Genomic DNA, 16158 nt, shown 5'->3' with positions numbered 1-16158 from the left:
TTTCAACAGTGATACGCGGAAAGTTCAGCCGCGAGTTGCTCATCCACCCGTACGTGTAGCTCCGTTCCGTCGTCCAGGTGACGCGACTGCAGCACCTGACCGGACCGGTGCACCCGGGCCACCAGGTCACCCCGGTCGTACGGAAGCAGGACCCGCAGGTCGACCGCCGGCCGTGGGAGCCGGTCGGCGACGGCCTTGTGCAGCTCGTCGATGCCGAACCCGGAGCGGGCCGAGACGAACACGGCATCCGGCCATGTCCGTTTGAGCCGCAGGATCGTCTCCTCGTCGGCCGCATCGCACTTGTTGACCACCAGGAGCTCGGGGATCCGGTCGGCCCCGACCTCGCCGAGCACCTCACGAACCGCGCTGACCTGGCCCTCCGGGTCCGGGTGGGCGCCGTCCAGGACGTGCACCACCAGGTCGGCCTCGGCCACCTCCTCGAGCGTCGAGCGGAACGCCTCGACGATCTGGTGCGGAAGATGCCGGACGAACCCCACCGTGTCGGACAGGGTGAAGACCCGCCCGTCCTCGGCTGCGGTGCGCCGGGTGGTCGGGTCGAGGGTGGCGAACAGCGCGTCCTCGACCAGCACACCCGCACTCGTGAGGCGGTTGAGCAGGCTGGACTTGCCCGCGTTGGTGTAACCGGCGATGGCCACGGCGGGGACACCGCTCGCGGTACGGCGGGACCGTTTGGTCTCGCGTACCGTCTTCATGGCCTTGATCTCGCGCCGGAGTTTCGCGATGCGCGTGTTGATCCGCCGGCGGTCGATCTCCAGCTTCGTCTCGCCGGGACCACGCAGGCCCACGCCGCCGCCGTTGCCGCCACCACCGGCTCCACCGGTCTGGCGCGACAGGGTCGCACCCCAGCCGCGGAGACGGGGAAGCAGGTATTGCAGCTGGGCCAGCTCGACCTGGGCCTTGCCCTCGCGGCTCTTGGCGTGCTGGGCGAAGATGTCGAGGATCAGGGCGGTCCGGTCGACCACCTTGACCTTGACCTCCTCCTCCAGCTTGCGCAGCTGGGACGGGGAGAGCTCGCCGTCGCAGATGACGGTGTCGGCGCCGGTGGAGACGACCACGTCACGCAACTCGTCGACCTTGCCCCGGCCGATGAAGGTGGCCGGGTCGGGCTGCTTGCGCCGCTGGATCAGGCCCTCGAGGACCTCGGAACCGGCGGTCTCGGCCAGCGCGGCCAGCTCGGTGAGTGAATTCTCGGCTTCGGTGACACTGCCCTCGGTCCACACCCCGACCAGCACGACCCTCTCGAGTCGCAACTGGCGGTATTCGACCTCGGTGATGTCGGTCAGCTCGGTGGAGAGACCGGCCACCCGCCTGAGCGAGTGCCGCTCCTCGAGCTCGAGATCGCCGGAGGTGAGATCCGGCTCGTCAAGGACGGGTGTCTGGTACGTGTTTCGCAAAAGTGACCTCCTACGCCCGATCGTGACATGCCACGCGGGCGAGCGCATCCACATAACAGTGGCTGACTCACAAGTAACCACCGCCGGGGAATCGACTATTCCGCAAGAGCGACAATGCGGGTGACTCACCCACCAACGTCGGAGGGACCACCGTGGTGACCACCCGCCTGCCCAGCGCAGGATTCTCGATCACGATTCGCATCGCCGTTACCGCGGACGCATCATCCATCGGACGGCTCACCACGTGCGTCGGCGAGGCCGGCGCCATCGTCACCGCGCTCGACGTGGTCGACTCCGACCCGACGCGCGTCCTGGTCGACCTGACCTGCGACACCGCCGACGCCGCGCACGCCGATCAGGTCGTCAAGCAGCTGGAGTCGCAGGACGGTGTGGACGTCCGCAAGGTGTCCGACCGGACCTTCCTGCTGCACCTCGGCGGCAAGATCGAGGTCAGCTCCAAGGTCGCGCTGCGCAACCGTGACGAGCTCTCGATGGCGTACACCCCCGGTGTGGCCCGGGTCTGCATGGCCATCGCGGAGAACCCGGCCGACGCCCGCCGCCTGACCATCAAGCGCAACACCGTGGCCGTGGTCAGCGACGGCTCGGCCGTCCTGGGCCTGGGCAATATCGGACCGGCCGCCGCGATGCCGGTGATGGAGGGCAAGGCCGCCCTGTTCAAGCGCTTCGGCGGCGTCGACGCCTGGCCGGTGGTCCTGGACACCCAGGACACCGACGAGATCGTCAAGATCGTCAAGGCCATCGCACCGGCCTACGGCGGCATCAACCTGGAGGACATCGCGGCGCCCCGCTGCTTCGAGATCGAGGCGCGGCTCCGCGAACAGCTGGACATCCCGGTCTTCCACGACGACCAGCACGGCACCGCGATCTGCGTGCTGGCCGCGCTCACCAACGCGCTGCGGGTCGTGGGCAAGCGCATGGAGGACGTCAAGGTCGTCGTCTCCGGAGCCGGCGCGGCCGGCACCGCCATCATGAAACTGCTGCTCCGCCAGGGTGTCGGCGACATCATCGCCTACGACCGGGCGGGCGCGCTGCACCGCGGCATGGACGGTCTCAACGAGGCCATGCAGTGGCTCGCCGACCACACCAACAAGGCCAACTACTCGGGTGACCTGCCCGGCGCGATCGTCGGCGCGGACGTCTTCATCGGCGTCTCCGCCCCGAACCTGCTGACCGGCGACGACATCGCCAGGATGGCCGAGAAGTCGATCGTCTTCGCGATGGCCAACCCGGACCCCGAGGTCGACCCGCGCGAGGCCCGCAAACACGCCGCCGTCGTCGCCACCGGCCGCTCCGACCAGCCCAACCAGATCAACAACGTGCTGGCGTTCCCCGGCGTCTTCCGCGGCATGCTCGACGTCAGCGCCGAGGAGTTCACCGAGGAGATGGCCCTGGCCGCGGCCCGCGCCATCGCCGACGTGGTGGGCGAGGACAAGCTCAACCCCACCGTGATCATCCCCAGCGTGTTCGACGCGCGCGTCACCCCGGCGGTCGCCGCGGCCATCCGCGCGGTGGTCAAGGGGGTGCCGGCACCCGTGAACCCGGCCGCCACCCCGGAGTCCGAGCTCGACCAGGCGCCGGAAGGCATCTTCTAGAACCGGCCTTCCCGGTCGTCCAGGCCCACGAGGTCGTCCAAGACTTCAAGATCGTCCACGGCTTCAAGGTCAAAATCGGACAACCGATGTCGTAGCGGGGTGGGTGGTGCAGACCGTCGCTCCCGCCGAGGGCCCCGGAGAGCTTCGCTGGCCGCTGACGCGTCCAGATCGCGAAGCCCTCCGGGGCGACCTGCGTGAGTGGTCACCCCCACCCACCCCGCGTGGTGACTTCGGCCGCCCGCAGCACCCCAACTCACCACACATCTCAGCCATCGTGGTGACTTCGGCCGCCCACAGCGTCCTAAAACGCCACAGACGTCGACGTGTGTGGGGATTGGGGGCGCTACGGGTGGGCGCGGGACCAGCCGGTCAGCTCGCCCACGCGATCGGTGATCAGGCCGGACACCCCCGCCTCGACCAGGGCCGGCCACTGTGACATGTCGTTCGGGGTCCAGGGCATGACGCCGATGCCGGCCGCCGACAACTCGGCCATCACCGCCGGACCGCCCAGTACGTCGTCGACCGGCGGATTGCAGAAGATCGCGCCCGTCTCCGCGGCCAGCGACGACGTCTCGGCGTCGAACCGGAACAGCAGCAGGCCCCGGCGCACCTCCGGAGCCACCTCGCGGCATTTGCGCACCACGTCCGGGTCGAAGCTCTGCAGCACCGTACGACTCAGCAGGTCCCGTTCGGCCAACTGGTCCACGATCGTCTTGACCTCGGCGAGCGTGGCCGGTGACTTGATCTCCACGAGCAGTTCGGCGGCGGCCGGGAGCAGCAGATCGAGGGTCTCGGCCAGGGTCGGTACCCGCAGGCCGGCGAACTCCGGCCCGAACCACGAACCGGCGTCCAGCCCGGCGATCTCGTCGTGCCGCAACTCCCACACCCGGCCGTGCCCCGACGTGGTCCGGTCGACCGTCCGGTCGTGAATCACCACGGGCACACCGTCGGCGGTCACCCGCACGTCGAACTCGACGAACGTGGCGCCCGCCCGGACCGCGGCGGCGAAGGCGGGCAGCGTGTTCTCCGGCGCGACCGCGGAGTAGCCCCGGTGCGCGACGCGATGCAGCATCAGCGCATCCCGCCGATCCGAGTCTCCCGGCCGCCCGAAGAACTAACGGCCCGAGAGCGAATTGTCGGAAGACAAGCGACCTGAACACCGGCCGTCCGGAGACGAGTCTCCTGAGCACGAACCGACAGCAAACGACCCGAATGCGAACGATCCGGCTGCGAACGCATGATCAGTGGACGAGCGCACCGAAGGCGAACAGCAGGACCGGGCATCAGCGGACCGGGCATCAGCGGGCCTCGCCGTCGGCCACCAGCACCGCCGGGCCGGCCAGCCACCAGCCGGACTCGTCGTGGGTGACGACCAGACGGCCACCCCGAACGTCCACGGCGACCGAACCCCGGTCCAGCCCGGCGTCGCGCAACGCCACCGCGCCGACCGCCAGCGCACCGGTCCCGCAGGACAGAGTCTCGCCGGAGCCGCGCTCGTGCACCCGCATGCGGACGTGCCCGTCCCGGCCGTCGAGCGGCTCGGCCGGCTCGACGAACTCGACGTTCACCCCGGACGGGAACACCCGGGCGTCGTGACCGGGGGCCGTCGTCAGATCCAGGGAATCCAGGGTCACCCCGTCGTGCAGGCCGCAGACCAGATGCGGGTTCCCGCAGTCCACCGCCACACCCGGGACGGTCAGGGCGCCCAGGGTCGCGGTGCTTCCCGCGTACACCGAAGGGGTCTTCATCCGCACCCGGATGGACGCCCCCTCGACCAGCGCGACCATGATCCCGGCTCGGGTGGCCACCGGCAGACCCTCGGGTCCCGGGGTCGCGAGTCCGTTCTCGATCAGGTAACGGACGAACACCCGGACGCCGTTGCCGCACATCTCGGCGACCGAGCCGTCGCTGTTGCGGTAGTCCATGAACCACTCGGCGGCACCGGCCTGACCGGCGCCCTCCGGAATTTTGGCGCTGCGCACCACCCGCAGCACGCCGTCACCGCCGATGCCGAACCGGCGGTCGCAGAGTTCCGCGACGCGCTCCGGGGACAGGTCCCGCTCCCCGTCCGGGTCGGGGACGATGACGAAGTCGTTGCCAGTTCCGTGGCCCTTGGTAAAACGCACGCCGCCCATCATCGCGCAAGCTCCTGTCAACCCGCCAAGAGCATCAGCGCGCCGGGAGGGCCGGCTCGGTCACGTGCCCCGTCGCCTCTCCCGTCGTCCGTTCCGTCATCCGTTCCGTCGCCTGGTTCCCGGAGCGGCGGACGTCCCTCTTCCGGCACATCAACCCGACGGGCAGGTCAGCCCTCGACGGGCAGGTCAGTCCTCCAGGAGCGCCAGCGCGGCACGGACCAGCGACGGGTCGGCGCCGTCCAGCCACACGATCGACGAATCCCGGCGGAACCAGGACCGCTGACGCCTGACGAACTGGCGAGTCCGCAGCACCGTGTCCGCTTTTGCACTCTCCTCGGTGAGCGTGCCGTCGATCTGCGCGAGCGCCTGCCGATAGCCCAGTGCGTGCGGGGCGGTCCGGCCCTCCCGGATGCCGTCGAGCCCCCTGACCTCGTCGACCAGGCCCGCCTCCCACATCAGGTCGACACGCCGGGCGATCCGCTCGTCCAGGTCGGCCGGGTCCCGCTCGACGCCCACCTGGACGGCGTCGTAGACCGGTTTCGGATCAGGCAGCGACGCGGTGAACGGCCGGCCGGTCAGCTCGATCACCTCGAGCGCCCGGACGACACGCCGCCCGTTCGACGGCAGGATCTTGCCGGCCGCCTCCGGGTCGCGGTCGCGCAGACGTTCGTGCAGCACCCCGGAACCCCGCTCGGCCAGCTCCTCCTCCAGCCGCGCCCGGATCACCGGGTCGGTGCCGGGGAACTCGAAGTCCTCCAGCACCGCGCGCACGTAGAGACCGGAGCCACCGACCAGCAGCGGCACCCGTCCCCGGCCGAGGATGTCGTCGATCGCCGCGCGGGCCAGCCGCTGGTACTCCGCGACGGCCGCCGGCTCGCGCACGTCCCAGATGTCGAGCAGATGATGGGGTACGCCCTGACGCTCCGCCGGAGTCAGCTTGGCGGTGCCGATGTCCATCCCGCGGTAGAGCTGCATCGAGTCCGCGTTGACCACCTCACCGCCCAGCTCGTGGGCGAGAGCGATGCTCAGAGCCGACTTGCCGGCCGCCGTCGGACCGACGACGGTGACCACGTTGCGACCTGTCCGGAACGGCACGAACCAACCGTAGGACACCGTTGTGTCACGGTCGTCGGCGGGAGCTTTCCCCTAACCGGGTTGGACCTGTGACAATGCGCGAGAAAGAATGCCGGTGGGAAGGTTGGCATTCAGACTGCGCTGTGGCGGTGGCCACGGGCCCGGTTCGGGCCGGTGACGCCGGGAGGACGAGGATGAGCTCATGAACGACTGGACGACCTTCGGGCGCGTGGATGCCGACGGCACCGTGTACGTGAAGACCGGCGAGGGTGACCGGGTGGTCGGCTCCTGGCAGGCGGGCACCCCCGAGGAGGGGCTGGCCCACTTCGCTCGGCGATTCGAGGACCTGGTGACCGAGGTCGACCTCGTCGAGGCTCGCCTCAAGTCCGGCGCCGCCGACGCGTCACACTCGCTGACCAGCGTCAAGCGCCTGCGCACGACGCTCGACGAGGCGCACGTGGTGGGTGACATCGACGGGCTCGGCGCCCGCCTCGAGCGCCTGTCCGCCCTCGCCGAGGAGAAGGCCGGGGAGGCCCGCGCCGCCCGCGAGGTGGCCCGGACCGAGGCACTGGCCCGCAAGACCGCCCTGGTCGAGGAGGCGGAGAAGATCGCCGCCGACGCCACCGGGTGGAAGACGGCCGGCGACCGGCTCAAGGAGATCCTCGACGAGTGGAAAGCCATCCGCGGCGTCGACAAGAAGACCGACGGTGAGCTGTGGAAGCGGTTCGCCGCCGCCCGGGACGGCTTCACCCGCCGCCGTGGCGCCCACTTCGCCACCCTCGACGGTCAGCGCAAGCAGGCGCAGACCGCCAAGGAGGAGCTGGTCAAGGAAGCCGAGGCGATCTCCGGCTCGGACGAGTGGAACACCACTGCCAACCGTCTCAAGGACCTGATGACGGAGTGGAAGGCGGCGCCCCGTGCCGCCAAGGAGGCCGAGCAGCGCCTCTGGGAACGTTTCCGGGCCGCTCAGGACGCGTTCTTCACCCGCCGCAGCGAGGTCTTCTCGGCCCGCGACGCGGAGTACCAGGGCAACCTGGACAAGAAGCAGGCCATCCTGGCCGAGCTCGAGGCGGTCGACGTGGACGCGGACGCCCGCGCCGCGCAGAACAAGCTTCGTGACGCGCAGGCCGCCTGGCACGACGCCGGACGGGTGCCGCGGGAGGCCGCCGCTTCGCTGGACCGCCGCTGGCGTGCCGCCGAGGAGCGGATCCGGGTCGCGATGGACTCCGCGTGGCGCAAGACCAGCCCGCAGGACAACCCGCTGCTGCGCCAGATGCGCGACCAGGTGGCGGAGGCCGAGCAGCGGCTGGAGCGGGCCAAGGCGGCCGGCGACAACCGCCGGATCAAGGAGGCCGAGCAGGCGCTCACCTCGAAGAAGCAGTTCCTCGCCCTGGCCGAGCAGACCAGCTGAGGGTTGCGCTTTCGCGCGAAGGCGGCGGGCCGTTGTCCGCCGCCTTCGGCGTTTCCGGGGTACGCCCGAAAGCACTCCCGTAGCGGCGGCATCAACCCGTGCTCGCCACACGCCCGCCCGGACGGCCGTCACGTGTTCACGTTGACGGCCCGTTCAGACGCGGCTGGTCAGACGCGGCTGGTCAGACGCGGCTGGTCAGACGCGGCTGGTCCAAGAGCAGCTGGTCCAAGAGCAGCTGGTCCAAGAGCAGCTGGTCCAAGAGCAGCTGGTCCAGGGGCGGCTGGCCCAAGGGCGGCACTGGCAGCCCGATCAGACGGCTCCTGCCTCGACGGGCACCCGTGCCCGACAAATCCCCTGTCTAGCGGATCTGTCGGGCCAGAGGCGACGTCACGGCGGCGCGGCCGTCGACGTCAGAGCAGCGCGGCCGTCGGCCTCAGAGCAGCGCGGCCGTCGGCCTCAGAGCAGCGTCAGATGGCGCAGCCGTCGGCGGGCGGCAGCGGAGCCGGGACGCCGATCGTCGGCAGGCCCAGTGAGACGCCCTTGAGCTTCGGGGTGCGGCCCGTCTCGAACATGTCGCCGGCCCGGGTGCGCCGGTGGCTGAGCGGAGCGCCGTCTGCGTTCAGGTGGTGCGGGGCGGCGTAGGTGATCACGGTCTCGACGATGTCGCCGGGACGCGGGGCCAGGGGGCCGGTGAGTTCGCCGGTGGCGAAGTGCACGAGGCGGCCGTCGCGGGCCCGTCCGCTCATCCGGCCGGTCCGCTCGTCCTTGCGGCCCTCGCCGACCGCGACCAGAACCTCGACCTTCTCGCCGACGAGCTTCTTGTTCTCCGCCCAGCTGATCTCCTCGAGGGTGGCGATCAGGCGCTCGTAACGCTCCTGGACGACCTTCTTGGGGACCTGCTCCTCCATGGTCGCGGCGGGGGTGCCGGGACGCTTGGAGTACTGGAACGTGAAGGCGCTGGAGAAGCGTGCCTTGCGGACCACCTCGAGGGTCTGCTCGAAGTCCTCGTCGGTCTCGCCCGGGAACCCGACGATGATGTCGGTGGTGATCGCGGCGTCGGGCATCGCGGCCCGGACCTTCTCGATGATGCCCAGGTATTTCTCCTGGCGGTAGCTGCGGCGCATGGCCTTGAGCACCCGGTCGGAGCCGGACTGCAGTGGCATGTGCAGCGAGTGGCACACGTTCGGCGTCTCGGCCATCGCGGCGATCACGTCGTCGGTGAAGTCCTTCGGGTGCGGGCTGGTGAACCGGACCCGTTCCAGGCCGTCCACCTCGCCGCAGGCGCGCAGCAGCTTGCCGAAGGCCAGCCGGTCGCCGAACTCGACGCCGTACGAGTTGACGTTCTGCCCGAGCAGGGTGACCTCGGAGACGCCCTCGGCGACCAGGGCACGGACCTCGGCCAGGATCTCGCCGGGGCGGCGGTCCTTCTCCTTGCCGCGCAGCGACGGGACGATGCAGAACGTGCAGGTGTTGTTGCAGCCCACCGAGATGGAGACCCAGCCGGCGTAGTTCGACTCGCGCTTGGTGGGCAGCGTCGACGGGAAGACCTCGAGCGACTCGAGGAGTTCGACCTGGGCCTCCTCGTTGTGCCGCGCGCGTTCCAGCAGGGTGGGCAGCGAGCCGATGTTGTGGGTGCCGAAGACGACGTCGACCCAGGGCGCCTTCTTGACGATCTCGCCCTGGTCCTTCTGCGCCAGGCAGCCACCGACGGCGATCTGCATGCCCGGGTTCTTGACCTTGGTGGGGCGCAGGTGGCCGAGATTGCCGTAGAGACGGTTGTCGGCGTTCTCGCGGACGGCGCAGGTGTTGAAGACGACCACGTCGGCCGTGTCCGCGGCGGCGGCCCGGATGTAACCGGCGTCCTCCATCAGGCCGGAGATCCGCTCGCTGTCGTGCACGTTCATCTGGCAGCCGTAGGTGCGCACGTCATAGGTGCGCTGCCCGGTTTCTTGGTGGGCGCTGCCCTGCATCTCGGTAGTCATGGCAATGAACCACGCTACCTCTTAAGCCGCAGCGGGACGCTCCGGCGTGGGGGTCGGTTTGAAGCGCGAACGGCCACACCCGTCGGCCAGCACACAGGCCGGGTCGGCTCCGGTGCACGGCCGGACGTGCCGGCGTTCCACACCGTCGTCGGTCTCCCGTTCGTCGACGTGTACGGCGCGTAATGTCCCGTCGGGTTCGGCGAGTACGTACCGCGACGGGTTGAGGGTGTCGTCGGGCAGCAGGACCGCGACGCCGAGCCGGACCGCAACGGCGCTCGCGACGGTCTCCTCGGCGACGTCGGAGGGGGCCAAATAGACGTCGATCACGGTCGGGAGGTCACCGCCGACGTGATAGACGTCGCAGAGCAGAGCGCCTGCAGGGCCGGGTGGTCCGAGGTCGAGGACCGGGCGTTCGAGGGCGCCGGCCAGGGCGCCGCGCACCCGGCCGGGGTCGATTCGTCCCGCGGCACACCAGTTCCAGAGGTCGTCCGCCAGGAAGCCGTCCGCCATACCCATCATGGTGTACACCCCTCGAGCCCCGGACCGGCTGCGTTACCGCTCCGTGACCATTCTCGACACAATCCGATACGGAGCGACCCCTAGGGTGTGTGCATTCGAGTGAACCGACGAGCGGATGGACCAGGGGTGACAGACGAGGCTCTCATCGACCTTGTGGGCGTCAACAAGTGGTTCGGCCCCTTGCACGTGCTGCAGGACGTGGACCTGTCTGTTGCGCGCGGCGAGGTGGTCGTCGTGATCGGACCTTCGGGGTCCGGCAAATCGACGCTGTGCCGTTCCATCAACCGGCTGGAGCCGATCGACTCCGGCTCGATCATCTTCGACGGACAACCGCTGCCGGCTGAGGGCAAGGCTCTTGCCAAGCTGCGCAGCGAGGTCGGCATGGTCTTCCAGTCCTTCAACCTGTTCGCACACAAGACCATCCTGCAGAACGTGATGCTGGGTCCGGTCAAGGTGCGTAAGGAGAAGACGGCAGTGGTCCGTGAGCGGGCCCTGTCGCTGCTGGAACGGGTCGGCATCGCCAGTCAGGCGGAGAAATATCCGGCTCAGCTCTCCGGCGGTCAGCAGCAGCGGGTGGCGATCGCCCGCGCGCTCGCCATGCAGCCCAAGGCGCTGCTGTTCGACGAGCCGACCAGTGCGCTCGACCCGGAGATGGTCGGCGAGGTGCTGGACGTGATGACGTCGCTGGCCAAAGAGGGGATGACCATGGTGGTCGTCACCCATGAGATGGGCTTCGCCCGGCACGCGGCCAACCGCGTGGTCTTCATGGCCGACGGCCAGCTGGTGGAGCAGGCGCCGCCCGCGGAGTTCTTCGCGAACCCGCAGAGCGACCGCGCCAAGGACTTCCTTTCCAAGATCCTCACGCACTGACGTGCCCCTCGGGTCCGCCGCCCCCGCGGCTGCCCGATCGAAGAAGGAGAAACAGAGATATGCGTTTCACGCGCGTAGCCGCACTGGCCACGGTTGCGGCCCTTTCGTTCGGCATCGCCGCCTGTGGCGGTAGCGACGACTCCACCGAAAGCAGCGGTGGCGAGGCGAAGACCTTCGCCGCGGGCAGCACGATGGAGAAGCTGAACAAGGCGGGTTCGATCAAGGTCGGCACCAAGTTCGACCAGCCCGGCTTCGGTCTCAAGGGCCTCTCCGGCAAGCCGGAGGGCTTCGACGTCGAGGTCGCGAAGATCATCGTCAAGGAACTCGGCATCGCCGAGGACAAGATCGAGTACGTCGAGACGCCGTCGAAGGTCCGTGAGGACGCGATCGTCAACAGCAACGTCGACTTCGTCGTCGCGACCTACACGATCAACGACGAGCGCAAGAAGCGCATCGCGTTCGCCGGGCCGTACTACGAGGCCGGCCAGAACATCCTGGTCAAGGCGGACGACGCCGCGATCACCGGGCCGGACTCGTTCAAGGACGGCACGCAGAAGGTCTGCTCGGTCACCGGCTCGACCCCGGCCGAGACGATCAAGACCTACGTCAAGGACGTCGCCTCGCAGGTCGTGCTCTTCGACACCTACGACAAGTGCGTCACCGCGCTCGACGGTGGCCAGGTCAACGCCGTGACCACGGACAACGTCATCCTCCTCGGCTACATCGCCAAGAACGAGGGCAAGTACAAGCTGGCCGGCGAGAACTTCACCAAGGAGCCGTACGGCATCGGTGTAAAGCTCGAGGACACCGCGTTCCGCACCTTCATCAACGAGACCCTGGAGAAGGCGTTCCAGGACGGTAGCTGGAAGAAGGCCTGGGACGACACCGCCGGCAAGTTCGGCGCGGAGCTCGGCACCGCCCCGACCGTCGACAAGTACTGACATTCACCGTCACTGATCAGAAGTTGGGGAGGAAGTTCGACCCGTGAATGTGCTCATCGACAGGTTCGACGTCTTCGCGGGCGGCTTCTGGCTCACCTTCCAGATCTGCGTGCTCGCCGCGATCGGCGCCCTCGTGCTGGGCGCCGTCGTGGCGGTACTGCGAATCTCTCCGGTGCCGCCGCTGCGAGCCCTCGGTACGGCGTACGTCACCGTCTTCCGCAACATGCCGCTGACCGTGGTGATGTTCTTCGCCGCGTTCGGTCTGCCGGTGCTCGGCTCCAACGCCGACTTCCTGCGCATCCCGGTGCTGGACCAGGTCTTCACCCGGCTCGGCACCGACCTGCCCTACTTCCGGTTCGCCCTGATCGCGCTGGTGCTCTACACCGCCGCCTTCGTCTGTGAGGCGCTCCGCTCCGGCGTCAACGCGGTCTCGCCAGGCCAGGCCGAGGCGGCCCGGGCGATCGGCATGACCTTCACCCAGAACCTGCGCTTCGTGGTCCTGCCGCAGTCGTGGAAGGCCTGCATCGTGCCGCTCGGTTCGGTGATCATCGCGATGATCAAGAACTCGGCACTGATCGGCTTCTTCGGCGTGGTCGGTGACCTCTCGCAGAGCGCCGACCAGCTCACCTCGGCGGAGGGATTCGCCTTCGTGCCCGTCGCCATCGGCATCTCGATCGGATACCTGATCATGACCGTGCCCCTCGGCGCCCTCCTCGACCGGATCGAGCGGCGGCAGGCGGTGGCCGCCCGATGAGCCAGCAGAGCGTGCTGTACGACGTACCCGGACCGCGGCAGCGCCGACTGACCCTGGTCCTGAGCATCCTGGTCGGTCTGCTGATCCTCGTCGGGGCGTACTTCCTGGTCTACCTGCCCATGGACGAGAAGGGCCAGCTCACGCTGGAGCTCTGGGGCCCGCTGATCGACCCGGGCAACGAGAACTTCAGCGCCGTCTGGGACCGGATCTCCGTCGGCATCGTCAACACACTGACCGCCGCGGCGCTCGCGATCGTCAGCTCGCTGGCGATCGGCACGCTTGTCGCGGTCCTGCGGATCCAGCTCAAAACCCTGGTCAAGCGCCGGTTCACCGGGTTCGCAACGCCGGTCTCCTACCTGCTGCGCGGTCTGAGCTGGCTGCTCTCGGCGGTCACCCGGGTCTGCATCGAGGTGTTCCGCGGCCTGCCCGTGGTCCTGACGATCTTCTTTGTGGCCCGCGGGCTGCCGGAGTTCGGCATCACCATGGACACGCTGTTCTACCTGGTGATCGGCCTGACCATCTACAACTCCGTGGTCATCGCCGAAATCCTGCGCTCCGGCATGGAGGGCCTGCCGCCGGGACAACGCGAGGCGGCGGCCGCAATCGGCCTCTCCCCGCTGCAGACGACGATCATCGTGCTGCTGCCGCAGGCCTTCCGGATCATGCTGCCGGCCCTGATCAGTCAGCTGGTCGTGGTTCTCAAGGACACCTCGCTGGGCTTCATCATCAGCTACGAGGAGATCCTGAACATCGGCAAGCAGATCATCGGCGCGCTGAGCAACCCGATCCAGGTCTACATCGTGATCGCGGTGCTGTTCATCCTGGTGAACTACTCGCTGTCCAAGCTCGCCCAGTACGTGCAGCGGCGCCTGGCCCGGGGACGCAAGACGGCGGACACGCCGACCCAGAACCCGCCGGCCGTGGCACTGGTGTCACAGGCCGAGGGCGGTGCCAGCGGCGTCTAGGCGCCATCAGATTCGGTCAAACGGCCGCTCACCTCTCGGGGTGGGCGGCCGTTGCCGTCCGTCAGCGCAGAAAACCCTCCGCGTGTTGATTTCGGGCGCCGTGGACGCCCCAACTCAACACACACCCACCACCGTGGTGAATTCGGGCGCCCTCAACGCCCCAACTCAACACACACCCACCACCGCGGTGAATTCGGGCGCCCTCAACGCCCCAACTCAACACACACCCACCACCGTGGTGAATTCGGGCGCCCTCAACGCCCCAACTCAACACGCCTGGGCTGGGGCATGAGCCGGCGGGCGCGGGCGGCCGGGAGTGGGCAGGGTGCCGGGCGCCGCCGGCTCCGGGGCGGTGGTGGTGCGGTTGGTGAGGTGTGGCTCGTACCCTCGGAAAGGTCTTATCGGGCTAGTTCCGTGACTCGGGACTCTCGCACGACCGTGACGCGGATCTGGCCGGGGTAGGTCAGCTCCTCCTCGATCTGCTTCGCCACGTCGCGGGCCAGGACCGCGGCGCCGATGTCGTCGATGTCGTCGGGGCGGACCATCACCCGGATCTCGCGGCCGGCCTGCATCGCGAAGACCTTCTCGACGCCGATCTTGCCGCCGGCGATCTCCTCGATCCGCTCCAGGCGCTTGACGTAGGCCTCGAGGCTCTCCCGGCGCGCGCCCGGGCGGCCACCGGAACAGGCGTCCGAGGCCTGGGTCAGCACCGCCTCGATGGTCTGCGGCGGCACCTCGTTGTGGTGTGCCTCGATCGCGTGCACGATGTCCTCGTGCTCGCCGTACTTGCGAGCCAGGTCCGCACCGATCAGCGCGTGACTGCCCTCCACCTCGTGGGTCAGCGCCTTGCCGATGTCGTGCAGGAACGCGGCGCGCTTCATGGTCGCCACGTCCAGGCCCATCTCGGCGGCCATGATGCCGGCGATGTGCGCGGTCTCCACCAGGTGCTTCAGCACGTTCTGTCCGTAACTGGTGCGGTAGCGCAGGCGGCCCAGCAGTTTCGCCATCTCCGGGTGGATGTCGGTGATCCCGACGTCGACCAGCGCGTCCTCGGCCGCCCGGTCACAGAGCCGGTCGACCTCGCTCTTGGCCGACTCGAAGACCTCCTCGATCCGGTGCGGGTGGATCCGGCCGTCGAGCACCAGCTTCTCCAGCGTCAGGCGGCCCACCTCCCGGCGCACCGGGTCGAAGCAGGACAGCAGCACCGCCTCCGGGGTGTCGTCGATGATCAGGTTGACCCCGGTGGTCGACTCGAAGGCCCGGATGTTGCGGCCTTCCCGGCCGATGATCCGGCCCTTCATCTCGTCACTCGGCAGGTGCAGCACGCTGACCACGCTCTCCGCGGTCTGTTCACTCGCGATCCGCTGAATCGCGTCGACCACGATGTGCCGGGCGCGGGTGTCCGCGGTGTTGCGGGCGTCGGTCTCGATGTCGCGGACCAGGATCGCCGCCTCGCGCTTCGCCTGCCCCTCGATGGCGTCGATCAGCTCGACCCGGGCGGTGTCCGCGGTCAGGCCCGCGATCCGCTCCAGCTCACGGCGCTTGACCTCCTCGTTGCGGGCCACCTCGGCCTCGCGGGCGGTCAACTCCGACTCGCGGGAGCTGAGGTCGGACTCCAGCGTGGTGAGGCGGCGTTCCCGCTCGAGCAGGCGTTCCACCTCCTCGGCGTGCAGGCGTTCCCGCTCGTCGATGCGGGCGGCGCGGCGCTCCACCTCCGCGGACTGCTCCTTGACCGTGGCGTTGAGCAGCGCGATCTCCCGCTCGCCGGAGCGCCGGGCCGCGGCCCGGACCTGCTCGGCGTCCGACTCGGCCTGCCGGTGGGCGTGCTCCAGGATGGTGTCGGCCTCGGTGTGCGCGGCTTCCAGAACCCGGCGGGCCTCGGCACGGGCGGAGGACGCCTCGGCCTTCGCGGCGGCGGTCTCCGCACGAACGGTCGCTGCTTTCGCGTCCGCGGCGGCCACCTTGGCCTGCGCGTCCCCGACCCGGTCCTGCGCGTGCTGGCGGTCCGCGCTGAGCCGGCGCAGGGCACGGGCGCCCAGGAGCAGACCGACTGTCACGGATACGGCGAGCACGACGATCGCTACTACGAGCACCCAGTACTCGGGGGTCATCTCGCCGCGTCTCCCTTCGCCGCCGGCGCGGTGTGCACGCGCGCGGGCTATGTGCGGGATGCCCGACCAAAGACAGACGACCGCAGACGGCACCGGGCCCCGGGCCCGACACTCTCCTCCCGTGCGCGCACCCGTGGTGGGGCACGTCCGGCTCCGGCGTCCGCCACGCCGCCGCAGCACGCCCGATCGGGACGCGCCCTCGTCGCGCACCCGCCGGTCAGCGGGTGCCCTCGTGGCGTGTCCGTCGCGGGTCGGCTCGATACGGCAGCGAGATCGGCATGTGCCGGAGTCGGCATACACCTGCCGGATTCCGGCCGTCTCCGGTTGCTTCTCCACCGCCGGCCTTTCGGCTGTCGGCTGAGAACCGG

The 16158-nt window shown here is 69.2% G+C and carries 13 protein-coding genes; 6 read left to right on the top strand and 7 right to left on the bottom strand.

Annotation, left to right across the window (positions count from 1 at the left end):
* Positions 1-2: 2 nt before the first annotated feature.
* Positions 3-1415 carry a GTPase HflX gene (hflX, locus tag WH85_RS10285; protein ID WP_045741521.1) on the bottom strand — a complete coding sequence of 471 codons (1413 nt, stop codon included), beginning with the start codon at positions 1413-1415 and terminating at the stop codon, positions 3-5.
* Between the two features lie 152 nt (positions 1416-1567).
* Between hflX and WH85_RS10280 the strand changes: the two genes are divergently transcribed.
* A complete protein-coding gene (locus WH85_RS10280) occupies positions 1568-3028 on the top strand; it encodes an NAD-dependent malic enzyme (protein WP_045741520.1) in 1461 nt (486 codons plus the stop codon).
* Between the two features lie 343 nt (positions 3029-3371).
* Here the strand turns inward: WH85_RS10280 and WH85_RS10275 are convergent, their stop codons facing one another.
* The 3 genes from WH85_RS10275 to miaA all read right to left on the bottom strand — a co-directional run bounded on the left by WH85_RS10275 (position 3372) and on the right by miaA (position 6258).
* On the bottom strand, positions 3372-4100 hold the full coding sequence (locus tag WH85_RS10275; RefSeq protein ID WP_045741519.1) for a glycerophosphodiester phosphodiesterase: 729 nt from the start codon (positions 4098-4100) through the stop codon (positions 3372-3374).
* 226 nt (positions 4101-4326) lie between these two features.
* Positions 4327-5154, bottom strand: a complete 828-nt coding sequence (dapF, locus tag WH85_RS10270; RefSeq protein ID WP_045741559.1) for a diaminopimelate epimerase — start codon at positions 5152-5154, stop codon at positions 4327-4329.
* Between the two features lie 195 nt (positions 5155-5349).
* Positions 5350-6258 carry a tRNA (adenosine(37)-N6)-dimethylallyltransferase MiaA gene (gene miaA, locus WH85_RS10265; protein WP_245673877.1) on the bottom strand — a complete coding sequence of 303 codons (909 nt, stop codon included), beginning with the start codon at positions 6256-6258 and terminating at the stop codon, positions 5350-5352.
* A gap of 181 nt (positions 6259-6439) precedes the next feature.
* On the opposite strand from miaA, the gene WH85_RS10260 reads away from it, so the two are divergent.
* The gene (locus WH85_RS10260; RefSeq protein ID WP_045741518.1) at positions 6440-7648 is read left to right on the top strand and encodes a DUF349 domain-containing protein; all 1209 of its coding nucleotides are present in this window, start codon (positions 6440-6442) and stop codon (positions 7646-7648) included.
* Between the two features lie 467 nt (positions 7649-8115).
* Here the strand turns inward: WH85_RS10260 and miaB are convergent, their stop codons facing one another.
* Together miaB and WH85_RS10250 are read right to left on the bottom strand one after the other, a co-directional pair.
* The gene (gene miaB, locus WH85_RS10255) at positions 8116-9630 is read right to left on the bottom strand and encodes a tRNA (N6-isopentenyl adenosine(37)-C2)-methylthiotransferase MiaB (protein ID WP_045741517.1); all 1515 of its coding nucleotides are present in this window, start codon (positions 9628-9630) and stop codon (positions 8116-8118) included.
* A gap of 21 nt (positions 9631-9651) precedes the next feature.
* Positions 9652-10140, bottom strand: a complete 489-nt coding sequence (locus tag WH85_RS10250) for a hypothetical protein (protein ID WP_045741516.1) — start codon at positions 10138-10140, stop codon at positions 9652-9654.
* Between the two features lie 135 nt (positions 10141-10275).
* Here WH85_RS10250 and WH85_RS10245 point away from each other — a divergent pair, with 135 nt between their 5' ends.
* The 4 genes from WH85_RS10245 to WH85_RS10230 are packed head-to-tail and all read left to right on the top strand — an operon-like array spanning position 10276 to position 13679.
* Entirely contained in the window at positions 10276-11019 is a 744-nt protein-coding gene (locus tag WH85_RS10245; RefSeq protein WP_045741515.1) for an amino acid ABC transporter ATP-binding protein, read from the top strand.
* Positions 11020-11078: 59 nt separating this feature from the next.
* A complete protein-coding gene (locus WH85_RS10240; RefSeq protein ID WP_045741514.1) occupies positions 11079-11960 on the top strand; it encodes a glutamate ABC transporter substrate-binding protein in 882 nt (293 codons plus the stop codon).
* A 43-nt stretch (positions 11961-12003) separates the two neighbouring features.
* On the top strand, positions 12004-12714 hold the full coding sequence (locus WH85_RS10235) for an amino acid ABC transporter permease (RefSeq protein ID WP_045741513.1): 711 nt from the start codon (positions 12004-12006) through the stop codon (positions 12712-12714).
* The gene (locus tag WH85_RS10230) at positions 12711-13679 is read left to right on the top strand and encodes an amino acid ABC transporter permease (RefSeq protein ID WP_045741512.1); all 969 of its coding nucleotides are present in this window, start codon (positions 12711-12713) and stop codon (positions 13677-13679) included. Before WH85_RS10235 ends, WH85_RS10230 begins: the two co-directional genes overlap by 4 nt.
* Before the next feature lie 398 nt (positions 13680-14077).
* On the opposite strand, the gene rny is transcribed toward WH85_RS10230, so the two are convergent.
* Positions 14078-15790 (bottom strand): ribonuclease Y, encoded by a 1713-nt coding sequence (rny, locus tag WH85_RS10225; protein WP_045741511.1) that lies wholly within the window; start codon positions 15788-15790, stop codon positions 14078-14080.
* Positions 15791-16158 lie beyond the last annotated feature (368 nt).

The organism is Actinoplanes rectilineatus (genome assembly GCF_000962825.1).
Classification (GTDB): Bacteria; Actinomycetota; Actinomycetes; order Mycobacteriales; family Micromonosporaceae; genus Actinoplanes; species Actinoplanes rectilineatus.
This window is presented reverse-complemented; position numbering and strand designations above follow the sequence as displayed.